A 3,522-nucleotide genomic window follows, 5' to 3' on the forward strand; every position below is an offset into this window, starting at 1 on the left:
GGTCTTCACAGTGACGATCTTAAAACGTACTAAGTTTTAAACGTATTAAGTTTTATATGCTCTAGTTCACAAAATAATACCCATATGCTACATGAAACGTTGGGAGGAAGCATAGGTGTTGTTCTTGTTTGCATTGTCATTCTTATGCTCAGCGCAGAGCGGGCAGTACAAAAAATAATAGGTATTCTTAACAAATATAAGTTCTCATCCACCTTTGGCGGACTTACCATTTTCTCGCTTGCAACGAGCATTCCAGAAATTTTTGCACATCTTGCAGCGTCCTTTGGTATTCTGAGGGGAACGCTTGATTATAAAATTGCCTCAGCAACGGTGCTCGGAGCAAATATTGGCTCAGATGTCATTCAACAAACCTTACTTATCGGCCTTGTTGTTTTGCTTATGGGGGGTCTTACCTTTGAACGAAAATTCCTCAAAACCGCGTACCTTCCCATGATAGGAACAACGCTTATGTGCATCATTCTCGGATGGGATAGAACATTTAGCAGGCTTGATGGAGCAATTCTTTTCGGAACATTCCTCGCATACATGTTCTTCCTTTACCGCCTTGAACTCAACCACCACGTCGAGATCAAAGGTCCTAAAAGTACAAGACCTCTTCTTGATGCACTTATAGCAACAAGTTTCATGGCAATCATGCTCATCAGCGCGCATTTTTTGCTCAAAACAACCGAGCACATCGTCACACTCACAGGTCTTGGAGGGTCACTCATTGGAGTGATCTCCTTAGGAGTTGCTTCTGCTGCTCCAGAACTTTTCACTGCGCTCTCAGGAATCAAACAAAAAGCGATGGGTATTTCCTTGGGAACGCTTATCGGCAGCAATATCACCAATCCTCTTGTCGCGATCGGAGGAGGGGCGCTGCTCTCAACGTACTGGGTACCGTTACCTCTTATCTATTGGGATCTTCCCATGGAGACCATTACCGCAGCACTTCTTCTCATCTACTTACTCAGAAATAAAGGCAAACTGGGAAAAGGCGGAGCATACTATCTCATAGGTCTTTATGCCGTGTACCTTATCATGAGATTTGCATTTTTTTCAGTTGATTAAGAGTTTTTCTCACCAATCTTTTTATACTTCTTAACTACGTGATTATGATATGAGACGACTCGTTGCAGTAATGACTGTGTTGATTTCTAGCTGTGCTTATCCTGAAGCGTATTCTTCACGCTGTAAACAGGTGCAGTTCACACCGTTTATTGAACATCAATTAAGACACAGCTATGACCCCATTCTTGAACTTATAGAAAGAGACGAACTACAAATAGCAGGTGAAGTTGGAGGCATTGCCTATTGTAAGAGAAAAAGATTGGTTTTTGAAGAAGTTCCCAACAAGTACTCTGAGCGTTTTGAAACGCTGTGCCTTGCAGACCAACATAAACTCTACAATGAACTCTCCGCACTCGAAATGCAATTAGGGCATACCACGGTTATTGATCCAACTCTTTCTCGAGAAGAGTTACTTGAACAGATACGAAAACACTATGACAACCTCTACACGCCTCAACAAGAACTTCTTGAATCTGGCAGGAGAACCACGAAAAAATGGCCGTTTCATTTACACAACACACTTGACCCTCCCTCACAACAAGATTTACAAGCAACCATCCCTTTTCTTGTTATCAGTCATACGCGCAAAGATGATGTTCTGCGATACACAGTGTTTAGTGTAGAAGAGGGAAACGTAAGACAACACGAAACAGTAATCGTTCCCCTGCTTAAGGAAAAATAGGCTTTGTATGATGCTCAGCGGGTGTTAGTGCGCATTGAAATTTTTCCAGGTTCACTCCTCTTCAACCTCAATTACGAATCTTCGAGGAATTTCCGTAGTGCTTGTTTTGAGAACAATTTCTTTTGCCACATCGGAAAAATCAATCCAATGTGTAGGAATGCCAAAGTATTCAAGAAGATCAATAGTTCCTTTTCTTACTTGCTCCGCAGTTCTTCTAAGGGTGTGGGTATGAATATGCAGTTCAAGATAAAGGTCGATTGCAGGTTGAAGAAGATCTAAAACACTTGCATCGGTTGATTCTTCAAGATCGTCATCAAACAAAGGGATGATGTGTGTGAGTTGTTCATCAATAAGATACAATGAGAGTACGTGGGTTGCGATCTCATTGAGTTGGCAAGATAATTGATGTTTGCTGTTAAGTGATTCCCTCACACGCGCATCCAAAGAGAGAATATCTTGAGGGGATGCTTTTGCGTAAAGATCCGGGTCAAGTTGCATTGAAGAAGGATAAAACCGGGTTATTTGTTCATCACCTAGGAATGTTCCTTCAAAAAGAATGTCATCCCCTTCTTGAACTAATAACTCATCTAGTTCTGATTTGAGAAAAGAGAAGGCAAGACTTAACTGGTCAAAAAATTCCTTTTGTGTATCTCTATCTGCGAGCACTTGAAGACGTTCCTTTTGATGCTGGTACCTCTCCAAACAATAGGTGAGCAGGTGCTTATCGTGGATTTTCTTGAATTCAGATAATTGATGTGGAGCGAGTCTTCGGGAGCATGTTACGAGATAATCTTGCTCAGAGGAAGCAGTTTCGTCAACTTGTGCGATGGTGGTTTTGCCATCCCGAATTCTTGCAATTTGTTTTTCAAGAACTGAAAAAGGAATATATCCTGTTAAGGGGATGTAGAGAGGATTTCCTGGAATGGTGCAGAAAAGAGATCCTTCTGTTAGAAGTTGACTTTCTTTTGCTATGAACACATTCATCTGAGCATAATGCAAAGAAACAAAGTACTCAGAATTATCTACTTGTTTCAATACTTGGGCAACTTGGTCGGAAACACTTCCTTGAATCTCTTCATCAAGCATAATCTAAGGTTATCCCGTCCGTTTTATAAGTTTTAGTAAGAAAAAATCTTGCTGAAGAATGCTTTAAATCTTGTATTCTGAGCTTGTTGAGCTCCAAGAAGGTTCTTGTTTTGCTTCCCCTTCGTCAAGCTCGTAAATCTTCGGGTCAGGAGTGTAGTGATCAATAAGTTCAATGATAAAATAATACACGGGGAAGTAGAGAAGAATGGCCAGAAGGGTGTTCAAATCTAAGTCTATAATGCCATAAATGATGGGCATGAACATAATGAGAACATAGGTGACTTCACGAATACGTCCGATGAGGGGGATGAATGATTTTCCTTTAATTCCAAAGTAAATAATCATACAACCATACGCAACGACAAGCAAGGAGATGAAGTATTTTTGAAACAGATCAAATGTAAACGCTGCACCTGAAACAAGGAGTCCTGTTAAGTGTCGCATCCAATCAAAACCGACCCAGAAAGGAACAACGCCATTGGAGATAGCATTACCAAAACTGGTGCGCTTTTTTTCCTGAAAGAATTCTGCGAAGAACCAGGAGAGCCATACGGGAATAATAATCCAGATAAGGTCATGGGAGGCAAAGGGCGCTGCGAAAAGGGAGAGCCATTTTTTGAAAAGTAACCATAAGTAGGAGAGTATGCTTATTATGATCTCGGTAAAGGTCATGTGAAGCAAAC

4 protein-coding genes are annotated in these 3,522 nt (G+C 41.1%); 2 read left to right on the forward strand and 2 right to left on the reverse strand.

Features of this window, described 5'->3' with window-relative positions:
• The first annotated feature begins 84 nt into the window (after positions 1-84).
• Together D6774_00245 and D6774_00250 are read left to right on the forward strand one after the other, a co-directional pair.
• The gene (locus D6774_00245; protein RME78710.1) at positions 85-1,071 is read left to right on the forward strand and encodes a sodium:calcium antiporter; all 987 of its coding nucleotides are present in this window, start codon (positions 85-87) and stop codon (positions 1,069-1,071) included.
• Between the two features lie 49 nt (positions 1,072-1,120).
• Complete coding sequence (locus D6774_00250) at positions 1,121-1,753, forward strand: hypothetical protein (GenBank protein ID RME78711.1); 633 nt, start codon at positions 1,121-1,123, stop codon at positions 1,751-1,753.
• Between the two features lie 51 nt (positions 1,754-1,804).
• Here D6774_00250 and D6774_00255 read toward each other — a convergent pair whose 3' ends face one another.
• Positions 1,805-2,839 (reverse strand): hypothetical protein, encoded by a 1,035-nt coding sequence (locus tag D6774_00255; GenBank protein ID RME78712.1) that lies wholly within the window; start codon positions 2,837-2,839, stop codon positions 1,805-1,807.
• Between the two features lie 63 nt (positions 2,840-2,902).
• On the reverse strand, positions 2,903-3,511 hold the full coding sequence (locus D6774_00260) for a hypothetical protein (protein RME78713.1): 609 nt from the start codon (positions 3,509-3,511) through the stop codon (positions 2,903-2,905).
• Positions 3,512-3,522: the final 11 nt, after the last annotated feature.

It is taken from the genome of Candidatus Woesearchaeota archaeon, from assembly GCA_003695435.1.
In the GTDB taxonomy this organism is placed as follows: domain Archaea; phylum Nanobdellota; class Nanobdellia; order Woesearchaeales; family UBA11576; genus J101.